The organism is Streptococcus sp. oral taxon 056 str. F0418 (assembly GCF_000220065.1).
Lineage (GTDB): Bacteria > Bacillota > Bacilli > Lactobacillales > Streptococcaceae > Streptococcus.
This window is the reverse complement of the sequence record NZ_AFQU01000001.1, coordinates 1162006-1185335: the sequence shown is the minus strand read 5'-3', so window position 1 is coordinate 1185335 and position 23330 is coordinate 1162006. Positions and strand designations below refer to the sequence as shown.

At 32.0% G+C, this 23330-nt stretch carries 15 protein-coding genes, 3 tRNA genes and 4 pseudogenes; 15 read left to right on the top strand and 7 right to left on the bottom strand.

What is annotated here, in order from left to right; translation table 11 throughout:
• Window positions 1–93 precede the first annotated feature (93 nt).
• Both yaaA and recF read left to right on the top strand, forming a co-directional pair.
• Entirely contained in the window at window positions 94–444 is a 351-nt protein-coding gene (yaaA, locus tag HMPREF9182_RS05920; protein WP_009443949.1) for a S4 domain-containing protein YaaA, read from the top strand.
• A gap of 36 nt (window positions 445–480) precedes the next feature.
• Window positions 481–1566 carry a DNA replication/repair protein RecF gene (gene recF / locus HMPREF9182_RS05915; protein ID WP_009443474.1) on the top strand — a complete coding sequence of 362 codons (1086 nt, stop codon included), beginning with the start codon at window positions 481–483 and terminating at the stop codon, window positions 1564–1566.
• A gap of 67 nt (window positions 1567–1633) precedes the next feature.
• Here recF and guaB read toward each other — a convergent pair.
• Together guaB and trpS are read right to left on the bottom strand one after the other, a co-directional pair.
• Window positions 1634–3114, bottom strand: a pseudogene (gene guaB / locus HMPREF9182_RS05910) (IMP dehydrogenase).
• A gap of 103 nt (window positions 3115–3217) precedes the next feature.
• The gene (gene trpS / locus HMPREF9182_RS05905) at window positions 3218–4240 is read right to left on the bottom strand and encodes a tryptophan--tRNA ligase (protein WP_009443267.1); all 1023 of its coding nucleotides are present in this window, start codon (window positions 4238–4240) and stop codon (window positions 3218–3220) included.
• A 228-nt stretch (window positions 4241–4468) separates the two neighbouring features.
• On the opposite strand from trpS, the gene HMPREF9182_RS05900 reads away from it, so the two are divergent.
• The 3 genes and pseudogenes from HMPREF9182_RS05900 to HMPREF9182_RS05890 all read left to right on the top strand — a co-directional run bounded on the left by HMPREF9182_RS05900 (window position 4469) and on the right by HMPREF9182_RS05890 (window position 9292).
• The gene (locus HMPREF9182_RS05900) at window positions 4469–6091 is read left to right on the top strand and encodes an ATP-binding cassette domain-containing protein (RefSeq protein ID WP_009755007.1); all 1623 of its coding nucleotides are present in this window, start codon (window positions 4469–4471) and stop codon (window positions 6089–6091) included.
• Between the two features lie 37 nt (window positions 6092–6128).
• Window positions 6129–8710: pseudogene (locus HMPREF9182_RS05895) on the top strand (YfhO family protein).
• 93 nt (window positions 8711–8803) lie between these two features.
• The gene (locus HMPREF9182_RS05890) at window positions 8804–9292 is read left to right on the top strand and encodes a DUF1307 domain-containing protein (RefSeq protein WP_009443149.1); all 489 of its coding nucleotides are present in this window, start codon (window positions 8804–8806) and stop codon (window positions 9290–9292) included.
• A 24-nt stretch (window positions 9293–9316) separates the two neighbouring features.
• Here HMPREF9182_RS05890 and HMPREF9182_RS05885 read toward each other — a convergent pair whose 3' ends face one another.
• The 5 genes and pseudogenes from HMPREF9182_RS05885 to HMPREF9182_RS05865 all read right to left on the bottom strand — a co-directional run bounded on the left by HMPREF9182_RS05885 (window position 9317) and on the right by HMPREF9182_RS05865 (window position 14375).
• Complete coding sequence (locus HMPREF9182_RS05885; protein WP_009443347.1) at window positions 9317–9505, bottom strand: DUF951 domain-containing protein; 189 nt, start codon at window positions 9503–9505, stop codon at window positions 9317–9319.
• A complete protein-coding gene (gene dnaN / locus HMPREF9182_RS05880; protein WP_009754433.1) occupies window positions 9505–10641 on the bottom strand; it encodes a DNA polymerase III subunit beta in 1137 nt (378 codons plus the stop codon). Before dnaN ends, HMPREF9182_RS05885 begins: the two co-directional genes overlap by 1 nt.
• Window positions 10642–10796: 155 nt before the next feature.
• Window positions 10797–12148: pseudogene (dnaA, locus tag HMPREF9182_RS05875) on the bottom strand (chromosomal replication initiator protein DnaA).
• Window positions 12149–12351: 203 nt separating this feature from the next.
• On the bottom strand, window positions 12352–13119 hold the full coding sequence (locus HMPREF9182_RS05870) for a ParB/RepB/Spo0J family partition protein (RefSeq protein ID WP_009443934.1): 768 nt from the start codon (window positions 13117–13119) through the stop codon (window positions 12352–12354).
• Window positions 13120–13184: 65 nt separating this feature from the next.
• Window positions 13185–14375: a S1C family serine protease gene (locus HMPREF9182_RS05865; protein WP_009754980.1), complete on the bottom strand. Its 1191-nt coding sequence runs from the start codon at window positions 14373–14375 to the stop codon at window positions 13185–13187.
• A 193-nt stretch (window positions 14376–14568) separates the two neighbouring features.
• Here HMPREF9182_RS05865 and rlmH point away from each other — a divergent pair, with 193 nt between their 5' ends.
• The 10 genes and pseudogenes from rlmH to mfd all read left to right on the top strand — a co-directional run bounded on the left by rlmH (window position 14569) and on the right by mfd (window position 23312).
• On the top strand, window positions 14569–15048 hold the full coding sequence (gene rlmH / locus HMPREF9182_RS05860; RefSeq protein WP_009443782.1) for a 23S rRNA (pseudouridine(1915)-N(3))-methyltransferase RlmH: 480 nt from the start codon (window positions 14569–14571) through the stop codon (window positions 15046–15048).
• A gap of 42 nt (window positions 15049–15090) precedes the next feature.
• Window positions 15091–15164: transfer RNA gene (locus HMPREF9182_RS05855), tRNA-Arg, on the top strand.
• A 179-nt stretch (window positions 15165–15343) separates the two neighbouring features.
• Entirely contained in the window at window positions 15344–15508 is a 165-nt protein-coding gene (locus tag HMPREF9182_RS10775) for a COMC family protein (RefSeq protein ID WP_009754772.1), read from the top strand.
• Between the two features lie 12 nt (window positions 15509–15520).
• Window positions 15521–16878 (top strand): annotated as a pseudogene (gene comD, locus HMPREF9182_RS05850) (competence system sensor histidine kinase ComD).
• The gene (comE, locus tag HMPREF9182_RS05845) at window positions 16875–17672 is read left to right on the top strand and encodes a competence system response regulator transcription factor ComE (protein ID WP_009443967.1); all 798 of its coding nucleotides are present in this window, start codon (window positions 16875–16877) and stop codon (window positions 17670–17672) included. Before comD ends, comE begins: the two are co-directional and overlap by 4 nt.
• A gap of 130 nt (window positions 17673–17802) precedes the next feature.
• Window positions 17803–17874, top strand: a tRNA-Glu gene (locus HMPREF9182_RS05840).
• A gap of 5 nt (window positions 17875–17879) precedes the next feature.
• Window positions 17880–17953: transfer RNA gene (locus HMPREF9182_RS05835), tRNA-Asn, on the top strand.
• A gap of 106 nt (window positions 17954–18059) precedes the next feature.
• Complete coding sequence (gene ychF, locus HMPREF9182_RS05830) at window positions 18060–19175, top strand: redox-regulated ATPase YchF (protein WP_009443096.1); 1116 nt, start codon at window positions 18060–18062, stop codon at window positions 19173–19175.
• Between the two features lie 71 nt (window positions 19176–19246).
• Window positions 19247–19816, top strand: a complete 570-nt coding sequence (gene pth / locus HMPREF9182_RS05825) for an aminoacyl-tRNA hydrolase (protein WP_009443637.1) — start codon at window positions 19247–19249, stop codon at window positions 19814–19816.
• Window positions 19809–23312 carry a transcription-repair coupling factor gene (gene mfd / locus HMPREF9182_RS05820; protein WP_037602745.1) on the top strand — a complete coding sequence of 1168 codons (3504 nt, stop codon included), beginning with the start codon at window positions 19809–19811 and terminating at the stop codon, window positions 23310–23312. Before pth ends, mfd begins: the two co-directional genes overlap by 8 nt.
• Window positions 23313–23330: the final 18 nt, after the last annotated feature.

Genomic DNA, 23330 nt, shown 5'->3' with positions numbered 1-23330 from the left:
CTAAATTTGTTTTTCTCTGCAATCGATTAAAACGTTTTCTTACCCAGCTCTAAATTCTAAAATATGGTATAATATCAGGGATCGAGGTGAAATATGGATTATAAATTATTTGATGATTATATCACGCTTCAGGCTCTTCTAAAAGAAGTTGGAATTATACAAAGTGGTGGTGCTATTAAAGCATTTTTAGCTGAAAATCAAGTTTATTTCAATGATGAATTAGAAAATAGACGAGGAAAAAAAATCCGAGTTGGAGATGTGATAAGTATTCCAGCACAAGAATTCACTCTAACCATTTTAGAGCCAAGTCTTGACGAAAAACAGCAACATCAGGAAGAACAAGCTGAAAAAACACGAGTTGCAAATATGGTAAAGGAAATGAATAGAAATCTCAAAAAAACAAATATCGTATCAACTAAAAAAATAAAAAACAAACAGGTGTAAATAAAAAATCCCCTGTCCGTTTTCCAGGAACGTAATATGTGGCTTAAATCACTTAAACTTAAACATTTTCGTAATTATGAGGAAGCAGATATTCATTTTCATCCTGGTTTAAATATCTTTCTTGGACAAAATGCACAAGGAAAAACGAATATACTAGAATCGATTTATTTTTTAGCCTTAACCCGTAGCCATCGGACTAGATCTGACAAGGATCTAGTTCATTTCCAAGAAAAAGAATTAAGAGTATCTGGTATTATTGAAAAAAGCACCAGTACTATTCCTCTTGATATTGAGTTGACAACTAAAGGACGCATTACTAAAATCAATCATCTCAAACAAAGTAGACTATCAGATTACATAGGAACAATGATTGTTGTCTTGTTTGCACCTGAAGATTTACAACTCATCAAAGGATCTCCAAGCCTAAGAAGAAAATTTATAGATATTGAATTAGGACAAATTAAACCATTATACTTATCAGATTTATCAAATTACAACCATATACTAAAGCAAAGGAATTCTTATTTAAAAAACAACCAACAGATTGATGAAAATTTTCTCTCTGTTTTAGACGAGCAGTTAGTTGAATATGGTTGTCGCGTCATTCAGCATCGCTTAGATTTCCTACAAAAACTGGAAAAATTTGCTCAAGAAAAGCATCTAGAAATCTCACAGAAAAAAGAAATCTTAACCATTGAATACCAATCATCAATTCCTTTACAACAAGTTGACAACATTCAAGAAAGTTTTAGATTAGCTTTAGATAAAAGTCGAAAAAGAGACTTGTTTAAACAAAATACTGGTGTTGGTCCTCATAGGGATGATATTAGCTTTTTTATCAACAAAATGGATGCTAATTATGGTAGTCAAGGGCAACACAGAAGTGTCGTATTATCTTTAAAATTAGCTGAGATTAAATTAATTGAGAACATAACCAAAGAAATTCCTATTTTACTACTTGACGATGTTATGAGTGAACTTGACAATGACCGTCAACTAAAATTACTTGAAACAATTTCTCAAAATATACAAACTTTCATTACGACAACAACACTAGACCATCTTCAACATCTTCCAGAAGATATTAAAATATTTAATATTGTAAACGGAGTTGTAAAATAAATTTACTATTATGTAAATCAACTTTACAAATAAAATAAAAGACTGGAAGTACCAGCCTGTTATTTTATTATTGTACAGAGTAATTTGGTGCTTCATTTGTAATTTGTACATCATGCGGATGACTTTCTTTTAATCCTGCACCACTCATTTCGATAAATTGAGCATTTTCATGTAATTCTTGTAGATTTGCAGCGCCGACATATCCCATACCAGAACGAATACCGCCTAACATTTGAAAGACAATATCAGCTGCCGCTCCCTTATAAGCTACACGACCTTCAATACCTTCTGGAACAAGTTTATTAGCTTCATTAACAGAACCTTGGAAATAGCGATCACTAGATCCTTTTTTCATTGCTGCAATAGACCCCATCCCACGATAGGTTTTAAACTTACGTCCTTGGAAAATTTCTGTTTCTCCAGGAGCTTCATCTGTTCCTGCAAACATAGAACCCAACATAACAGCATTTCCACCTGCTGCCAAAGCTTTAACAATATCACCAGAATATTTGATTCCACCATCAGCGATAATTGTTTTTCCATATTCACGCGCAACTGCTGCAGCATCATAAATAGCCGTTACTTGAGGAACTCCAACACCAGCAATAACACGAGTTGTACAGATAGAGCCTGGACCAATTCCTACCTTGACAACATCAACACCTGCATCAAAAAGTGCACGCGCACCCTCAGCAGTTGCAATATTTCCAGCAATGAGAGTACGATTTGGGAAGTGAGCACGAATCTCAGCAATCTTACGTAAAACTCCAGCTGAATGACCGTGAGCTGTATCAATTACAATAGCATCTGCACCCGCTTCAAATAAAGCTTCCGCACGCTCAAAAGTATCTGAAGTAACACCAACTGCACCAGCAACTAAAAGACGACCAAATTCGTCTTTAGCTGCATTTGGAAATTCAATAACTTTTTCAATATCTTTAATTGTAATTAAGCCTGATAAACGACCATTTTCATCAACTAGAGGAAGTTTTTCAATACGATGTTCTTGAAGGATACGCTCAGCGGTTTCTAAATCTGTTCCCACAGGAGCAGTTACTAGATTTTCACTAGTCATATGGTTAGAAATAGGTTGGTTGTAATCTGAAATAAAGCGCAAATCACGATTTGTTAAAATACCAACTAATTTACGATTTTCTAAGGTTTCCACGACAGGAACACCACTGATACGATAACGTCCCATCAGTTCGTCTGCTTCAGCGATTGTATGGCTCGGAGTCAAGAAGAATGGATCAATAATAACACCATTTTCTGAACGTTTTACTTTCCGAACTTCATCAGCCTGCTGTTCAATTGACATATTTTTGTGAATAACACCGAGACCTCCTGCACGAGCAATAGCGATGGCCATTTTACTTTCTGTGACTGTATCCATAGCTGCTGTTATAATAGGAATATTTAATGTAAGATTATCCGCTAACTTTGTTCTCAAATCCGCATCATTTGGCAACACATGGCTTTCAGCCGGAATTAACAATACATCATCAAAAGTAAAACCTTTTTTAAAAACTTAGTGTCCCAGTTTGACATTCACAAATTCCTCTTCTCTATTTTTATATACCATTAGAACGATGTTCCAGACCGACTTAATTTATAATATAATACCACTCTATTATGATTTGTCAATCATCTCTTAAAAATAATTAATCCCCATAGCTGATTTCACTTCAGAAAGAGTTTGACTGGCTACTTGACGAGCTTTTTCACTGCCTTTTTGTAACATATCATAAACTTGTCCCATATCTTTAGCAAACTCCACACGACGCTCACGAATAGGGCTTAATTCTCTTTCTAAAATTTCTAATAAATAACGCTTAGTCTTTACATCTCCTAGACCGCCACGTTGATAATGTTCTTTCAAAGCCGCAATTTCATCAGCATCTTCTGGACGACCAAAAACATCCAAATAATGGAAAACCATATTTCCTTCAATTTTACCTGGATCTTCCACTTTGATATGGTCAGGGTCTGTGTACATTCCCATCACTTTTTTCTTAAGTGTATCCATGTTATCAGCAAGGTAAATTCCATTATTTAATGATTTAGACATCTTAGCATTGCCATCAAGACCAGGTAAACGACCTGCTGCTTCATTTTCAGGATAAATCCCCTCTGGTTCAACTAAAACATCTCGTTGATAAGCATGATTAAAAGAACGTACAATTTCTCTGGTTTGCTCAATCATTGGTTTTTGATCAGTTCCTACTGGTACAAAATTGGCTTTAAAAGCTGTAATATCAGCCGCCTGGGAAATTGGATAAACCAAAAATCCTGTAGGAATACTTTGACCAAACCCCTTTTGCGCAATCTCTGTCTTAACAGTTGGATTTCTTTCCAAACGGGCTAAGGAAACTAGATTCATATAATACATTGTTAATTCAGCCAGCTCAGGAATTTGACTCTGAATAAAAATAGTAACCTTTTCTGGATCCAACCCAGCAGCTAAATAATCCAAAGCTACATTTCCAATTGATTCAATGATTGTTTGTGGGTCCTTGGCATGATCTGTCAAGGCTTGCTGATCAGCTAAAAATACAAATAAATCATATTTTCCTTCATTTTGTAAAAGTACTCGATTCCGTAAACTTCCTACATAATGACCAATATGTAATTTTCCAGTTGGCCGATCTCCTGTTAAAATAATAGGTTTTGTCATTTATTACTCCTCAATTTATGTTGAATTTATTATATCATTTTCAATAGAAATGAGAAAGAAGATTAGTATAATTTCTCAGATAAAAGATTCTTTACAAGATTGTCAACTTATTGTAAATATAATTGACAATAAATTGATAGTTAAAAATAAACTTTAACCTAGAATCATTTGAAATAAGTTTCATTTTCTAGTAAAATAGTAATAGTTATATTAAAGAGGAGAATTATATTGCTTACAGTATCTGATGTTTCATTACGTTTCAGTGACCGCAAATTATTTGATGAAGTTAACATCAAATTTACAGCTGGTAATACCTATGGTTTAATTGGTGCCAATGGTGCTGGAAAATCAACATTTTTAAAAATATTAGCTGGAGATATTGAACCAACGACTGGTCATATTTCTTTAGGCCCTAATGAACGTCTTTCAGTCCTTCGTCAAAATCACTTTGACTACGAGGATGAAAGAGTTATTGATGTTGTTATTATGGGAAATGACCTACTTTACAACATTATGAAAGAAAAAGATGCTATCTATATGAAGCCCGATTTTTCAGATGAAGATGGTGTTCGTGCGGCTGAACTTGAGGGAGAGTTTGCTGAACTAGGTGGCTGGGAAGCCGAAAGTGAAGCTTCTCAACTCTTGCAAAACCTCAATATCCCAGAAGATTTACACTACCAAAATATGAGTGAACTTTCTAACGGAGACAAGGTCAAAGTACTCTTAGCTAAAGCCCTTTTTGGTAAACCTGATGTCTTGCTTCTGGACGAGCCAACTAACGGTTTGGATATTCAGTCGATTACTTGGTTAGAAGATTTTCTTATTGATTTTGAAAATACAGTCATTGTCGTATCCCACGACCGTCACTTTTTAAATAAAGTCTGCACTCACATGGCTGACCTTGACTTTGGAAAAATCAAGCTCTATGTTGGAAACTATGATTTCTGGAAAGAATCAAGTGAATTAGCAGCTAAACTACTCGCTGACCGAAATGCCAAAGCAGAAGAAAAAATTAAACAACTTCAAGAATTTGTTGCTCGTTTCTCTGCCAATGCTTCCAAATCAAAACAAGCAACTTCCCGTAAAAAGATGCTTGACAAGATTGAGTTAGAAGAAATTGTCCCATCTAGTCGTAAATATCCATTTATCAGCTTTAAAGCAGAGCGTGAAATTGGTAATGACCTCTTGACAGTAGAAAACCTTTCTGTCAAGATTGATGGTGAAACTATACTTGATAATATTAGTTTTATCTTACGTCCAGGTGACAAGACAGCTTTGATTGGTCAAAACGACATTCAAACAACTGCCTTAATCCGTGCTTTAATGGGAGATATTGAATACGAAGGAACTGTCAAGTGGGGTGTAACAACTAGTCAATCTTACTTACCTAAAGATAACTCTCGTGATTTTGCTGGTGGTGAGTCAATACTAGATTGGCTTCGTCAATTTGCGAGTAAAGAAGAAGATGACAATACTTTCCTCCGTGGTTTCCTTGGACGCATGCTGTTCTCTGGAGATGAAGTTAACAAGCCTGTAAACGTCTTGTCAGGTGGAGAAAAAGTTCGGGTTATGCTTTCTAAATTGATGTTACTTAAATCAAATGTTCTAATATTGGATGATCCAACAAATCACTTAGATTTGGAATCAATTTCAAGCTTAAATGATGGACTTAAAAACTTTAAAGAATCCATTATTTTTGCTAGCCATGACCATGAATTTATTCAAACATTAGCAAATCATATTATTGTATTATCTAAAAACGGTGTGATTGACCGTATTGATGAAACCTATGATGAATTCTTAGAAAATCAAGAAGTTCAGCAAAAAGTAAAAGAATTATGGAAAGATTAAAAAGCGAATATTCATTCGCTTTTTAACTATATGTTTTATGAAAAAAATAAAGAATTATCTTAAAAAATATTGGCTCTACCTAGTGGCATTCTTAATTCCTTTTTTATTATGGTAACTGTGTACCTTTCTCAGGGGATTTACTGGAATAGTGACACTTCACCTTTATTAGGAGATGGTTTTCATCAGTATGTTATCTTTGATACCACACTCAGAAATATTCTTCACGGTAGCGATAGTCTTTTTTATACATTTACAAGTGGATTGGGATTAAACTTCTATGCTCTGACAAGTTACTATTTAGGAAGTTTTCTATCTCCATTTGTTTATTTTTTCAATCTAGAAAATATGTCAGATGCTGTCTACCTCTTTACCCTCATAAAATTTGGATTAATTGGATTGACAGCTACTATTAGTTTAAAAGGAATATTTAAAAAAATACCAACCTTACTTATTTTAACGTTGTCAACTTGCTATTCTCTTATGAGCTTTGCAACCAGTCAAATTGAAATTAAAACTTGGCTTGATGTTTTCATTCTTGCTCCATTAATTCTTTATGGTTTACACCTATTAATGATAGGTCAAGGTAAAATATTATACTTTACAAGTCTGACAATTCTTTTTATCCAAAACTACTATTTTGGATATATGATGGCATTATTTTTAGTATTTTGGTTTTTAGTTCAGACTTCTTGGGATTTTAAAAATAGAATTAAAACTTTTTTTGACTTTACAATAGTGTCAATATTATCTGGCTTCACTAGTTTAATAATGATTTTACCTACATTTCTGGATTTAAAAACTCATGGTGAAAAACTAACTTCTATTGACAAGATTTTTACAGAAAAAACTTGGTATTTAGATATATTCGCTAAAAATTTTATTGGAAGCTTTGATACAACAAAATACGGATCAATTCCAATGGTTTATGTTGGAATAGTTCCACTATTGCTCGCTATCTTATTTTTTACTTTAAAATCAATCAAGTTTCACGTGAAACTTTCTTATTTTTTACTAATTCTATTATTTATGGCTAGTTTTTCTCTTGAAAGATTAGATCTATTTTGGCAAGGTATGCACGCGCCGAATATGTTTTTACATCGCTATTCTTGGCTGTTTTCTCTTTTCATTATCTTTATAGCGGCCGAAACTTTACAACGCCTCAAACAAATCAAATTTAAAAATATAATTATAGCTTTCACATTTTTATCTATTGGATTCACCTTAGTTTTTATTTTTAGAAAACATTATGATTTTTTAGATCCTGTAAACTTTATTTTAACTTTGGAGTTTTTATTAGCTTACTTATTAATTTTTGGAACATTTACTCAATCTTATATTTCAAAAAAGATCTTTCTTGTTTCTATTTTAACTTTCGTTTCTTTTGAGGTTTCTTTAAATGCTTTTTATCAAGTTGATGGTATTGCCAAAGAATGGGTATTTGCAAGTCGTTCTTCATATGCAAAAAATTTAAAAACAATTGATAAACTTGTTGATTATGCAAAAAAAGAAAATAAAGAATTTTTCCGTACAGAATCTTTAGATCCTCAAACAGGAAATGATAGTATGAAATATAACTATAATGGTATTTCTCAGTTTTCTTCTGTTCGAAACACAATGACTAGCTCTACATTAGATAAACTTGGGTTTAAATCATCTGGGACTAATCTTAATCTACGTTATCAAAATAACAGTATTTTAATGGATGCTATTTTTTCAGTAGCCTATAATATTGCTGAAACCAATCCTAAAAAATATGGATTTACTCCTATAAAAACAGAAAGTAATCTCTCTTTATATCAAAATAAAAATTCCACTTCCTTAGCTTTTTTAACAAATGAAGTTTACAAAGATGTAAAGTTTAATAATTTAACACTTGATAATCAGTCAAAATTCCTAAATAATTTATCCGGTCTAAATTATAAGTATTTCCAAAGAATGGAGCCTATCAGTGCTCATAATATCATAGAAAATAATAAAACTTTTACAGTTAATGTTGACAAAGAAAGTAAAGAAAGCTTTGCAAGTATGACATATACTGTAAACATTCCAGCAAATAGTCAGGTATATGCTAGCTTACCGAATATCAATTTTTCAAATGATGATCAAAAAGTTGTAGAAGTTTCAATCGGTAAAGAAAAGAGACGTTTTACAACAAATAATGTCTTCACTTTTTTTAACATTGGTTATTTTAAAGAAGAACAAATAGTTACTATTCGTTTTACTTTTCCAGATAATTCGCAAGTTTCCTTTGATAAACCAGAATTTTACAAAGTAAATACCAAACACTTCCAAGAAGCGATGGATAAAATCCATTATCAAAATGTCACTGTTACTACTCAAAATAGTCAAATTACTGTGAATTATGAAGCGAAACAAGATAGTTCTTTATTTTTCACCTTGCCTTATGATAAAGGATGGAGCGCTACACAAGATGGACAACCAGTGTCAATCCATAAAGCACAAGAAGGTTTTATGAAAGTTGATGTCAAAAAAGGAAGAGGAAAAGTGATATTAAAATTTTTCCCTAATGGATTAAAGGAAGGGATACTTTGCTTTATCTTAGGAATAATTATTTTTACAATCTATCAACATAAAACGAAATGTCGTACCAAAAAATAATTTGTTTTTATCTAAAAAAATTTTATAATATTAGTAACTACAGGAGGAAATTAAAATGAAAAAAATTATTCACTAAAACTTTTTCTTACGTTATTGACAGTATTTGTATCCGTTATTTTATCGTCATGTACCACTAAGAAAGACGGAGTAGCTTATTATCAACGAATTGATCAAACTAATCAATATGATATTCGTTTGACTTATTATTATACAGGCGATACTGTTACTAAACAAAACACTGAAAATTATATTTCTTATAAGTCTTTAGGAATTACTGAAGGAAAAGAAAACGCTGAAGATCAGAAAAAAGCTGCACAAGCAAAGGTAACAGCACTATCTCAGGAATATCAAAAAGTAAAAGGTGTAAAAGAAAAATTAGTTTTTGATGAAAAAGGAATCAAGGAAACCGTTGAGATAGATTATGACAAAGCTAACATTGAAGAACTTTCTAAACTACCAGGTATGGGAATGTCCAGTGGAAAAAATACGAAGCGTATTAGTATGAAATTAAGTGGAGATATGCTAGAAAAAAATGGCTACAAGAAAATAGAAAATGGAAAATTTGAAAAGTTAAATAAATAATAAAAAGTCTTAGATATTAATTATCTAAGACTTTTTTATTTTTCTTTCAAAATCATAACGACTCATCATAACGACATGATCACAATTAGTGCAACGAATCTTAATGTCTGCTCCAATCCGTGTAATTTCCCAACGATTCGCCTTCTTGCCTGTTGACTTGATAGTACAGGCATGAGGTTTTTTCATCTCAACAAAACTCCCCTTATCGTACATTAGTTTGTTCTCACTGGAGTAATCAATTGAATAAAATCTTCTTCCTTTTCACTAGGAATAAGGGTAAATGGACGAACTGCTGAAATAAAACTAATCGTTACTTTTTCACTATCCACAGCTTTTAAAGCTTCAATTAAATAAGTTGGATTAAAACTAATGGTTAAATCTTCACCTGATACATTTTCCACATCTATTTCTTCATTTACTCGTCCTACTTCTGGAGAATTAACATGGGCACTGACGACACCGCCAGTAATCTCTAGTTTTACCGTTCCATTTTGTGTAGCATTTGATAGTAAACGTGAACGCTCCATAGTTGCTCGTAAGCTAGAAGTTTCAAAGGTAACAACTGTTGAAAAATCTGTTGGAATTAGTCGATCTGTATCAGGGTAATTTCCTTCTAAAAGACGAGTATAGAAGCTGATATTTTCACTTCTAAACAAAATTTGATGATTAGCAAAGAAAACTTCTACTGTTTCAATTTCATCGCTAAATACGGCTGTAAATTCACGTAGAGAGCGACTTGGAATAACGACATCAAAGTTATCACTATTTTTTTCCAAAGTAATTTTCTTTTGGCTTAGTCTATGAGAATCTGTTGCAACTGTTTTAAGGTGCTTATGATCTGTTAAAACGAAATGCACACCTGTCAATATAGGACGACTTTCTTGTAAACTAGCTGCAAAAGCTGTTTCATTAATTAAATTTTTTAGAAGTTTAGTTTCAAGAAGTAAAGGATTTGTTGTTGGTACTTCCTGAATACGTGGATATTGAGCAGCATCTTTTCCTTTTAGAGTAATTTCTGACTTACCACTAGTTAATACAACCTGCTTTTGTTCAATTTCTTTAAAATCAAGTGTTATATCAGGCATACTAGATACAACGTTTATAAAGAAATTTGCTTCAAGAAGAATAGAACCTAGAGAGTTAATTAATAAGCCAGCATTTTCATTTTTTATAGATATAAAGTTTTCAATTGAAATTTGACCATTCGATCCAATTAATGTTATTCCTTCATTGCTAACGTCAATTTTTACAGTTGAAAGAATTGGAATAGCATTTTTATGGCTAATAGCTCGCTTTGTTGTATTTAAAGCTTGTAAAAATAAATTTTTATTAATTGAAAAGTTAATCATAGAAACTCCTTTTATTATTTATGATTATAAGGTTAATAGTAATAGTAGGCTATGTGAATATTGTGGAAAAATACTTCAATCCAAATAAGGACAAGCTTTTGAACTTGTGCACAAATTGTGGAAAAAAATTTAAAATTTTATAAAGTTATCCACAATTATTTGATTTTATTTTTTATAGTTTCAATTTCCAGACGAAGATTATCATCTTCTTCTAACATACTTTTAATTTTTCCATGTGCGTGGATCACAGTTGTATGATCTTTACCACCAAATTCACGGCCAATTTTTGGTAAGCTATTATCCGTTAATTCTCGTGCTAGGTACATAGCTACCTGACGAGCTAATACAATATTTTGAACTCGCCTTGTCCCCTTCATTTCCTTAACACTGACTCCATAAAAGTTACCAACTTCAGTCTGTATACGATCAATTGGTATGACTAATAGTTGGCTTCCTGCTTGCTTACGAGAGCGAATAGCTTCTGCTGCAAGATCAATGGTAATATCCTTAATATTTCGCATACTTGCAAGTAAATTGATATCTTTCAACGCACCTTCAAGATCGCGAACATTTGAATCAAATTGTCCAGCTAGATATTCAATCGTTTCATTTTGAAATGTAAGATCAAATTCTTCAATTTTATTACGCAAAATTGCAATACGAGTTTCAAAATTCGGAGGAGTGATATCACTTGTTAATCCCCATTTAAAGCGCGTGACAAGACGTTCTTCTAGATTTTCTAAATAATCTGGACTACGGTCACTCGTCAACACAATCTGTTTGTTTTCGCCGTGTAAAGCATTGAATGTATTGAAAAATTCTTCCTGCGTAGAAACCTTTTTACTAAGCGCTTGAATATCATCGATCAATAGCAAATCTAAACTGCGATAGATTTTTTTAAAGCTATCCATTTCACCTAATCGGAGATGTTCTAGGAAATCATTAATGAAAGTTTCTGCGGGTACATATTTGATACGAGCATCAGGAATATTTTCTAGTACCTCATTTCCAATAGCATTTAGTAAATGGGTTTTCCCTAGACCTGGTCCACCGTATATAAATAAAGGATTGTATATTCCCCCTAAATTGTCTGCTACAGCAAGAGCAGCAGCTTTCGCCCATTGATTACCATCACCTTGTACAAAGTTTTCAAAAGTATATTTTTGTTTTAAACCTGTAGATAGCGGAGGGGGTGTCTTTTTTTCTGTAGGCTCAGGTTGATGAGAAGTAGTAGCAGAATGATTTTCTATTTTATTATCTTCGTTTTCGAAAACATATAATGCAGTTATCTGAGTGTTATAGATCTCAAATCCTGCAGTTAAAATAATATCAGCTAAATTTTGTTCCCAAAATAGTTTTTTACAGGGCTATCTAAATGGATAGTTGCTTGATTATTTTCAATTTTAATAAGTTTGGCTTCTGCAACGAAAAAATCAAAAGTTGTCTTCTTTAGCTGAGTTTGAGCTAACTCCAAAACACGCGCCCAAAATTCTTTATCATGAGCCATTACATCTCCCCTTTCTATCTTAAATATCTTTTATTTTATCATAAATTATAAAAGTTTTCCACAACTTGTGGATTAAAATTCACATTGTTTATGGAAGTTTTCCACAACTTGTGGATATGATCGATTTTTGGTGATTTGCTTAGATTTTCCTTATTTTATTTTTGTGGAAAGATTTGTGGATTTAAAAAATAAAACTAACAGCCTTATTTCAGACTGTTAGTAATTCTTTCATATTCTTCCTGACTAGAAAAAGAAATGATAATTTTTCCAGTTTGTTTTTTAGAAAGAGTAATGTTAACATTTACTCCTAATGCTTGCTTTAATTTTTCTTCTTCCTCGGCAATAAATACTTTTTGATAATTCTTATTAGATTTCTTTTTATTGGAAGGAATTTTTAAAAGTTCCTCTAATTTTCTAACCGATATATCTAAAGAAGTAATTTTTTGAAGCCAGTCTTTTTGCTCTTTTTCTGAATATTTTAGAAGTAATCGAGCATGTGCTTGGGAAATGTCTCCTTTTTTCACTGCTTGGATCATAAATTCAGGTAACTGCAATAATCGGATAAGATTACTAATATAAGGTCTAGATTTCCCCATAAATTTAGCAATTTCGTCGTGTGTCAATCCTCGATCAATAAGATGTTGATAAGATTCAGCTTCTTCGATTGGATTAAGATTTTCTCGTTGAAGATTCTCGATAATTGCTTGCATCATCATTTCTTCATCGCTCAGTGATTTAACTATAGCTGGAATTTGTGTTAAACCCGCTAATTTTGCTGCACGAAATCTTCGTTCACCTGCTAAAATTTCATAGCCAATGATGGATGATTTTCTGACAATAATTGGTTGGATCAATCCATTTTCTCTAATTGAATTTGCTAATTCATTTAATTTTTGAGATGAAAAATGTTTTCTTGGTTGGTAAGGGTTTGTTTGAATATCTTCAATTGCAATATATTGATAATTTTCCATTTGTATATAGAATAACACACCTTTACGATTGTGTAAAGGTGTGTTTACAGGATTGTAAATAATGATTAGTTGGAACTCAAATCAGCAGATGATTTCGTTAATTTTATAGTAGTTGTTTGCTCTTTCCCATCACGGTAGTAAGTTACTTTAATTTCTTCGTTGAGAGTATGTTTATATAAGGCAGATTGAATATCACTTACAGATGATATCTCAGTGTCATCAATTTTTGTGATAACATCATATTTTTCTAATTTACCATCAGCTGGCATTCCAGATTGTGTAGAACGAACGACAACTCCATTTTTTACATTTTCAGGTAGTTTTAATTTTGCAACACTATCTGAAGATAAATTGCTTAGATTCAACATTTGAATACCTAAGGCTGGACGAGTAACTTTTCCATTTTTTTCTAATTGTTCAATAATATTGACAACATCATTGGATGGGATAGCGAATCCCATTCCTTCAATCGCTGTACTACCATTATTTGTATTTGCAATTTTACTTGAGGTAATACCAATAACTTGTCCTTGGATATTTACAAGTGGTCCACCTGAGTTTCCAGGGTTAATGGCTGCGTCTGTTTGAATAGCTTGTGTAGCAATTGTTTGACCATCTTCTGATTTTGAAGAGACATTACGACTTAAACTAGATACAATTCCTTGTGTAACTGTGTTTGCATAGTCAGAACCAAGTGGACTTCCGATAGCAATAGCTGTTTCACCTACCGTTAATTTACTAGAATCTCCAAATTCTGCTACGTTTTTGACTTTATCTGCAGGAATTCTAACAACAGAAATATCTGAATACGTATCTGAACCGATAATTTCACCAGGTACCTTGTTACCATCAGCAAGACGAATATCAACTTTTTTTGCACCGTTGATAACGTGAGTATTCGTAACTAAATAAGCATAATTCTTATCTTTCTTATAAATAACTCCTGAACCTTCACTTGCTATTTGATCATTCTCATTGTTTGAATTATTATTGTCAAATACAGCATCTGAAATAGATTCAGAATAAGTAATTACAGACACAACAGCATCTTTTACTTTATCAACAGCCTTTGTAGTAGAATTGCTATTTTTATATGAAGTGCTTACAGTCGTTGTCTTTTGATTGCTATTTGCTGTAGAAGGAGATTTTTGAGCATGAGAAAAAGCCCATGTTCCTACTACTCCACCAATAAAACCAACTAATAATATAATGAAAAGTTGCAACGTTTTTTTAACGAAATTTGAAGAATTTTTCATATCTTCCTCCTAATTTTCAAATTACTGAAAGTATAAATTTGCTAACTTAATTATATCTTAAATAAAAAAAGTTTTCCACAGTTTGTGGAAAACTTATAAAAAATGTTTATTTCTATTAGAAAATAAATAGATAACAAAAACTATTATACCTTAAAGCGATGTGGATAAGAAGTGAATGTGGTACAATTAGACTATGAAAATAAAACTTGTAACTATTGGAAAATTGAAAGAGAAATACCTTAAAGAAGGCATAGCAGAATATTCAAAAAGACTCAGTCGCTTTACCAAAGTTGAAATAATCGAACTGGCAGATGAAAAAACGCCAGATAAAGCTAGTCAATTAGAAAATCAACAAATTTTAGCAAAAGAAGGTGAGCGAATTTTATCTAAAGTAGCTGATCGTGAATTTGTGATTGCTTTAGCTATCGAAGGCCAGCAATTTCCTTCAGAGAAATTTAGTCTGGTAATAGAAGATGCCTCTATTAAAGGATTTTCAAACATTACTTTTATCATTGGAGGAAGTCTTGGCTTGTCATCTCAGGTAAAAGAGAGAGCAAATATTTTAATGAGTTTTGGGAAATTAACTTTACCTCATCAATTAATGAGATTGGTTTTAATAGAACAAATTTATCGTGCCTTTATGATTCAGCAGGGTAGTCCTTATCATAAATGAATCTTGACGCTATACGGTCTTTTTGTTACAATAATAAAGTATGGTCCCATAGCTCAGCTGGATAGAGCATTCGCCTTCTAAGCGAACGGTCGCAAGTTCGAATCTTGCTGGGATCATATAAACATTTTGGGTGTGCTAAAGCGCATCCTTTTTTCATAAATACGTGATCAAAATGACATTTCAGTTATATTTATTTGCATAAGAAAATTCTTTTAACAGTTTTGTAGATACTCCAGTATAATAATTCTTGTAAGTTCAACTTACGAAAATTATTATTTATTAGGAGATTTTATTTATGAAAAAGAAAAACCAACAAAATGTATTGCCTCAAGAATTTAAAAAGTATCAAGTTCTTAAAGAAAATGAACTCCAGAAAGTTGTTGGGGGGAATCACAAAACATTTTATGCAACTAGAAGAGGAGAAACAGTAAGTTGGTTCTGGAAACTATTTGGGAGATAGAAAATTAGAATGATGAATTTAGAGAGATTATTTGCTCTAATAGCTTTAATAGTAAGAGTTATTTCGTTTATTGTTGTATATAAAAAGATTTGTAATGTGAAAAAGATAAAAATAATATTTATTTTTATTTTTTAGGAATAGTATTTATAAATTTATTGCCAGTACAATTTTATCTTTTTTTACCAAGTTATGGCTATATTTTAAATCATGCTTTTCATTATCTATTACTCTTCTTACAACCAATTATATTATATATCTTCTTTTATAAAAAACGGTTATATGATAAATTTTTATGCATGTTTTTAGCGTTTTTTATATATCTTTCTATATTATCATCTGAAACCTTTTTTTCTGTTATTATTTCCTCTGTAACAGGAAATAATTTTGTTGATCAATATTGGGGATCATATTATGTAGTAATAAACAGTTTGTCTTTATTTATTACCTTAAAGTATATTGATTTCTTTGAATTTCAATTTAATTATTTTAAAAAAATCTATTTTATAAGAGAAATAAATTCAATTACAAAATCTTATATAATAATCCATATTTTATTGAATATTTCTCATATTCTAAGCGAAGTTGCACATTTAAATAGCTTTGCTAGTATGATTGCGACTATTTGTTTTATTTTATTTTTATCAAGTCTCTTTTATTTAAAGTCCGTTAGGGAACGATATGAAAAAATAAAAGAAATTAAGCAAAAAGAAAAAGAGCAGCGTCAATTACAGCTTTATACAGACGAAATTGTACAGCTTTATAATGAAATTCGAGGTTTTCGGCATGATTATGCTAGTATGTTGATTAGTTTACAAACAGGAATTAATACTGGTGATATGAAAGAAGTTGAGAATATTTTTCATAATGTTCTCAAAAAAGCTAATCTATCACTACGATCAGATGATTATACTTTTTTTGAATTGAATAATGTTAAAGATACTGCCTTAAGAAGCGTGATGATTCAAACTATTTTTAAAGCACGTGAACATGAAATAGAGATTTTATTTGAGGTAAAAGATGAAATTGAAAGATTACCAATGAATCTTTTAGATCTCGTGCGAGTAGCTAGCGTTTTGCTTAATAATGCAGTAGAAGGTGCTGCTGAAAGTACATCAAAATCAATAAATATATCATTAGTCAACTTAGAAAACGAAATTATTTTTGTGATTCAAAATTCTCGTCAAAGTCGCCATATGAACATAGAAGAAATTTATGAAATGGGATTTTCAACAAAAGGGAAAAACCGTGGATTAGGTTTAAGTAATGTTAAGGAAATTATTAGTAAATATGAGGATATCATTCTTGAAACTGATATCACATCGAATAGTTTTACACAAGTTTTGATATTTAAACGAAAGGAAATATTATGAGAGTCTTAGTATTAGAAGATACCATTGAACATCAAGTACGAATGGAAAATACATTGGATGAGATTTCAAAGGAAATGAATATTGAAATCAAAGCCAAGGTAACTGGCAAAATTAGTGAATTTAAGGAATATGTAGAATCTGATGAAGTGAATCAACTCTATTTTTTAGATATTGATATCAAAGGAGAAGAACAAAAAGGTTTAGAAATGGCGCAATTCATTCGCCAACACAATCCTTATGCGATTATTGTTTTTGTAACAAGTCACTCAGAATTTGCTACACTAACATTTAAATATAAAGTATCTGCTTTAGATTTTATAGATAAAGATATAAATGATACATCTTTCAAAAAAAGAGTTAAGGATTGTATTCACTACACACGAAACAACTTAATTGAAAATACAGAAATTGTAGACTTTTTTGAATATAGTTTTAGAGGAAGTGATATTCGAATTCCTTTTAGAGATATTTTATATATTGAAACAGCGGGAGGACCTTATAAATTAAGAATCGTTGGAAAAAATTTTCTCAAAGAGTTCTATGGTACAATTGCAGAAATTCAAGAGCAAGATTTGGAGCATGGGAATTTCTTTTCGCCTCATAAATCTTATTTATCAAATATTAGAAATATCAACGGCTATGATAAAAAAACGAAGGAAGTCTTATATTATGATGGACATCGTTCACCTATTTCTCGCTTACGTGTCCGCTATTTGAAAGAAATTTTAAAAACTAAAAATAAGGAGAAGAAAAAACAAGAAGGACAAATTTCAAGTTCAGATTATTCATCTTGAAATGACTCCTAATAGATTTGTAATCTAAAAAGAATTTTCTCTCAAAATAGGTATTAATAAAACAAAGAAAACTATTGACAAAGTGAAATAAACTGGTATAATAAAATATGTCTTCTTGTGAGGCATATATGGTCCGTTGGTCAAGGGGTTAAGACACCGCCTTTTCACGGCGGTAACACGGGTTCGAATCCCGTACGGACTATATAATCCGGCATAGCTCAGTTGGTAGTAGCGCATGACTGTTAATCATGATGTCGTAGGTTCGAGTCCTACTGCCGGAGTCGTAACACTCAACTTGATTGAGTGTTTTTTTGTATGTTTACCTCTACAGACTAAGATTTTTTATGGTATAATGGTTTGAATTGAAAAGATGAAAGGAAGAGCTAAATGGCTTTAACAGCAGGAATTGTCGGTTTACCTAATGTCGGCAAATCAACTTTATTTAATGCAATTACAAAAGCAGGAGCAGAAGCTGCTAATTATCCTTTTGCGACAATCGATCCAAATGTTGGACGAGTAGAAGTTCCAGATGAACGTTTAGATAAATTAACAGAACTCATCAAACCACAGAAAAAAGTTCCAACAACTTTTGAATTTACAGATATAGCAGGGATTGTTAAAGGTGCATCAAGAGGAGAAGGTCTGGGAAATAAATTCTTAGCCAATATCCGTGAAGTGGATGCTATCGTACATGTTGTTCGTGCTTTTGATGATGAAAATGTTATGAGAGAACAGGGGCGTGAATCAGATTTTGTAGATCCAATGGCAGATATTGAGACCATTAATCTAGAATTAATCTTAGCTGACTTAGAAAGTATCAATAAACGCTATGCACGTGTAGAGAAGATGGCAAGAACCCAAAAAGATAAGGATTCAGTAGCGGAATTTAATGTGTTACAGAAAATCAAGCCAGTTTTGGAAGATGGTCTATCAGCTCGTACGATTGAATTCACAGAAGAAGAGCAAAAAATCGTCAAAGGACTCTTTCTTTTAACTACTAAGCCAGTTCTCTATGTGGCTAATGTTGGTGAAGACGAAGTGGCAGATCCTGATAATATTGACTATGTGAAACAGATTCGTACTTTTGCTGCTACAGAAAATGCTGAAGTTGTTGTCATTTCAGCGCGTGCTGAAGAAGAAATATCTGAATTGGATGATGAAGATAAATCAGAATTTTTGGAAGCTATCGGCTTGACAGAATCTGGTGTGGATAAATTGACTAGAGCAGCCTATCATCTCTTAGGACTTGGAACCTACTTTACAGCTGGTGAAAAAGAAGTTCGTGCTTGGACTTTTAAGCGTGGAATGAAAGCCCCTCAAGCGGCAGGTATTATCCACTCAGATTTTGAAAAAGGCTTCATTCGTGCGGTGACCATGTCTTATGATGATCTGGTTCATTATGGTAGTGAGAAAGCAGTTAAGGAAGCCGGTCGTTTGCGCGAAGAAGGTAAAGAATATGTCGTTCAAGATGGCGATATTATGGAATTCAGATTTAATGTATAAAAAGCTATGAACTGAATAGATAGTAGGTTGGAAAAACATTTCCAACCCTTTTGAGTTTTGAAAGGGGAAAAATGACAAAACTAATAGTAGGATTAGGAAATCCTGGTGATAAATATTTTGAAACGAAGCATAATGTTGGTTTTATGTTGATTGACAAAATTTGTAAAGATTTAAACTTAAAGTTTACAACTGATAAGATATTTCAAGCTGAAGTCGCTTCAACCTTTATAAGCGGAGAAAAAGTTTACTTTGTCAAACCTAGTACTTTTATGAACGAAAGTGGTAAAGCAGTACATGCTCTTCTAACATACTATGGGTTAGATGTAGAAGATCTTTTAGTTATCTATGATGATTTAGATATGGAAGTTGGTAAGATTCGTTTACGTGCAAAAGGTTCAGCAGGCGGCCATAATGGGATAAAGTCCATCATTAAACATATTGGAACGCAAGAATTTAAGAGAATTAAAATTGGAATAGGAAGACCCAGAAATGGAAAAACAGTAGTACATCATGTTTTGGGTAAATTTGAGAAAGATGACTATATAACGATTTTAAATACGATTGATAAAGTTGACAAATCTGTCAATCATTATTTACAGTATAGAAATTTTGAACAAACAATGCAACAGTATAATGGATAGAAAAATAAACATGATACATTTATTTAGCGAAAATAAACAAATAGCTGATTGGAAAAAGAATTTAAATAAAGAAACTCGACAATTATTGATGGGATTGTCTGGTTCTACCAAAGCACTTTCTATATCCTCAGCTTCTGAAGAACATCAAAAAATTCTTATCATAACGTCAAGTTATAGTGAGGCAGAAAAATTATCAAGTGATTTAATTTCACTCATGGGAGAAGAAAAGGTTTATAGTTTTTTAGCTGATGATGCCCCTATGGCAGAGTTCTTATTTTCTTCTCAAGAAAAAATTTATACACGACTTGAAGCTTTAAGCTTTCTTTTGAATGAGCATGCTTCTGGTATTCTTGTATCGAATTTATCAGCTAGTCGTCTTTTTTTACCTGAACCTAAAAATTTTAAAAACTCAATTTTAGAATTGAAAATAGGAAACGAATATAATATTGACAATGTTGTAAACGTATTAATGAGACTTGGATATAAAAAAGAATCTCAAGTTCTAAGTCAAGGGGAATTCAGTTTAAGAGGAGATATTCTAGATGTTTTTGATAAAGATGCTGATTATCCGTATCGATTGGAATTTTTTGGAGATGAAATTGATGGAATTCGTATTTTTGATACAGAAACTCAGATGTCTATTGAAAATCTTGAACGTATCCTTGTTAAACCTGCAAGTGATATATTATTAAATGAAGCAGATTATCTAAGAGCTCAACACAATATAGAAGAAATTATAAAAGTAAATCAGGATAGCATTTTAAAAGCTTATTTAGAAGAGATTTTAGTAGATATAAAAAATCGCCAACTTCATCCAGATATTCGCAAATTTTTGTCTTGTTTTTATGAAAAAGAGTGGACTATTTTAGATTATCTTCCAAAACATACTCCTATTTTCTTTGATGATTTTCAAAAAATAATGGAGCGGAATGCTCAATTTGATTTAGAAACAGCAGCTATTTTGACAGAAGGTTTACAAAATAGTAAAGCTTTTTCAAATCAACATTATTTTGTTAGTTCTTATCAAAATTTTAGAAATTACAAGCCGGCAACTTTCTTTTCTAACTTTCATAAAGGTTTAGGGAATTTAAAATTTGATTATATATATCAATTTAATCAATACCCTATGCAGGAATTTTTTAGTCAATTTTCTTTACTAAAAGATGAAATTGAACGATATAAAAAAGCTGGAGCAACAATTGTTCTACAGGCCTCATCATTATCAAGTTTACAAGCTTTACATAAAAATTTACAAGAATATGATATTCAAATAGACTATGTAAATGATAAAAATATTCATAAAAATGTTACTCAACTCATTCAAGGAAATTTAAACCAAGGATTCAATTTTGTCGATGAAAAGCTCGTGCTGATTACAGAATATGAGATTTTTCAAAAGAAAGTGAAAAGACGAGTAAGACGTCAAAATATTTCGAATGCTGAACGTTTGAAAGATTATAATGAGTTAGAAAAAGGCGACTATGTTGTTCATCATATTCATGGTATTGGGCGATATTTAGGTATTGAAACAATCGAAATTTCAGGAATTCATAGAGATTATATAACGATTCAATATCAAAATTCAGATCGAGTATCTATACCTGTTGATCAAATTCAACTTCTATCAAAATATGTAGCTAGTGATGGTAAAATTCCAAAGATAAGTAAATTAAATGATGGCCGTTTTCAAAAGGTAAAACAAAAAGTTCAACATCAAGTTGAAGATATTGCAGATGATTTGATCAAATTGTATGCAGAAAGAAGTCAATTAAAAGGCTTCGCATTTTCAAATGATGATGAGCACCAAGCTGAATTTGATAATGACTTTCCTTATGTAGAAACTGATGATCAACTAAGAAGTATCACAGAAATAAAAAAAGATATGGAAAGTCAAAAACCGATGGATCGGCTGTTGGTGGGAGATGTCGGTTTTGGCAAGACTGAGGTAGCCATGCGAGCAGCTTTTAAAGCTGTCAACGATAATAAACAGGTAGCAATTTTAGTTCCAACAACAGTTCTAGCTCAACAACATTACACAAACTTTAAAGAACGATTTACTAATTTTGCTGTTAATGTTGATGTTTTAAGTCGTTTTAGGACTAAAGCGGAGCAAAAAGAAACGCTTGAAAAGTTGGAAAAAGGACAGATTGATATTATCATCGGGACCCACCGCCTTTTATCAGCAGATGTAGTTTTTTCTGATTTGGGGCTACTTGTGATCGATGAGGAACAGCGTTTTGGTGTCAAACATAAGGAAAAGTTGAAGGAGCTTAAAAAGAAAGTTGATGTACTGACATTGACAGCTACTCCTATTCCGAGGACTCTACATATGTCCATGCTCGGTATTCGAGATTTATCAGTTATTGAAACGCCTCCAACAAATCGTTATCCAGTGCAAACTTATGTTTTAGAAACAAACCAAATGATAATCCGAGATGCTGTTTTACGAGAATTGGATCGTGGAGGACAAGTTTACCATCTTTACAACAAAGTTGACACAATTGAGGAAAAGGTATCAGAGTTAAGAGAGTTAATTCCAGAAGCAAATATTGGTTTCGTGCATGGCCAAATGAGTGAAATCCGTTTGGAGAATACTTTAATTGATTTTATTAATGGAGAATATGATGTTTTGGTAACAACGACAATTATCGAAACAGGAGTAGATATTCCAAATGCAAATACTTTATTTATAGAAAATGCTGATCATATGGGCTTGTCAACTCTGTATCAACTTCGTGGGCGTGTTGGACGCAGTAATAGAGTAGCATATGCTTATTTTATGTATCGTCCTGAAAAAATCTTAACGGAAGTAGCCGAAAAACGTTTAGAAGCAATCAAAGGTTTTACAGAGTTAGGATCAGGTTTTAAAATTGCAATGCGAGATTTATCTATTCGCGGTGCAGGTGATATACTTGGAGCTTCTCAATCAGGTTTTATAGATTCGGTAGGTTTTGAGATGTATTCTCAACTATTGGAAGAGGCGATTTTGAAGAAGCAGGGTAAAGAACAAAAGCGTCAAAAAAGCAATGCAGAAATTAATTTACAAATAGATGCTTATTTACCGGGAGACTATATTTCAGATGAAAGGCAAAAAATTGAAATTTACAAACGAATCCGAGAGATTGACAGTCGTGTAAACTATGAAGATTTACAGGAAGAGTTAATAGATCGTTTTGGCGAATACCCTGGTGTTGTAGCTTATTTATTAGAAATCGGTTTAGCAAAATCTTATTTTGACAAAGCTTTTGTATCATTAGTGGAACGCAAGCAACAGATGGTTGTTATTAGATTTGAAACCATATCTAAACAGATCTTTTTGACTCAAGATTATTTTGAAGCATTATCAGCTACGAATTTGAGAGCCCGTATTGGTGAAAGTGATGGATTTATTGAAGTTATTTTCGATGTTCGCCAGAAAAAAGACTATGAAATTTTGGAAAATCTGATTCAATTTGGAGAAAAGCTCGTTGAAATAAAACAGAGAAAGGATAATTAAAGAAAATTTACTTTTTCA